At 68.7% G+C, this 707-nt stretch carries 2 pseudogenes; both read right to left on the bottom strand.

The window, feature by feature from the left end:
• Positions 1–215: pseudogene (locus tag EN994_RS34060) on the bottom strand (hydrolase); the annotation flags it as partial.
• A pseudogene (locus EN994_RS34055) lies at positions 215–707 on the bottom strand (folate-binding protein YgfZ); the annotation flags it as partial. The pseudogenes EN994_RS34060 and EN994_RS34055, both read right to left, overlap by 1 nt.

The raw sequence follows: 707 nt of genomic DNA, 5'->3' as shown, positions 1-707 counted from the left end.
TCGCAGAACAGCGCTTCGACCAGCAGCGAGTGCTGGGCGACCGAAAACGCATGCTCGCCGCTGGTCTGGCCGTTCCAGCGGGCAACGCGGGCGAGCCCGTGCGCAATGTCCGAAATCTCGATGTCGAGCGGCGAGGGGTCGAGCAAATCGAGCCGGCGGCCCGACAGCATGCGCTGCCAGGCGCGTGCCGGCGCGCCGACGCGGTCGGCCGCCATCAGGCCTCCTCCGCGCTGACGGCTTCCTGCGGGAAGGCGAATTTTGCCCAACCGGGAATGGCCAGCGTTAACGGAACGTCCCCGGCCATGATCGGCTGGCCGGCATCGAGCGCCGCCTTGACCCGGTCGATGCGCGCAATGGCCAGACCGGTCGTGTCTACGGTCGAGCCGAGCGTGCCAACCGGCCTGCCTGCGACGGTCAGCTCGGTGCCGGGCGCGGGCAGGGGCCTGTCGGCCGATGCAATCAGCACGCGCCGCCTGGCCGTGCCGCGATGCTGCATGCGCGAGACGACCTCCTGGCCGACATAGCAGCCCTTCTTGAAGCCGATGCCGCCGGTTTCGTCCAGCAGCACATCGTGGGGGAAGGCGTCTCCGAGTTGGTAGTCGCTGCCGCTTTCGGCAATGCCGCCGACAATGCGGAAGGCTTGCCACGCGGCAAGATCGCCGGGCTCATCCGTTTCGCCATAGGAACGCGTGACGGCACCCTTCGGA

It is taken from the genome of Mesorhizobium sp. M7A.F.Ca.CA.002.09.1.1 (assembly GCF_003998555.1).
Classification (GTDB): Bacteria; Pseudomonadota; Alphaproteobacteria; order Rhizobiales; family Rhizobiaceae; genus Mesorhizobium; species Mesorhizobium ciceri.
This window is presented reverse-complemented; position numbering and strand designations above follow the sequence as displayed.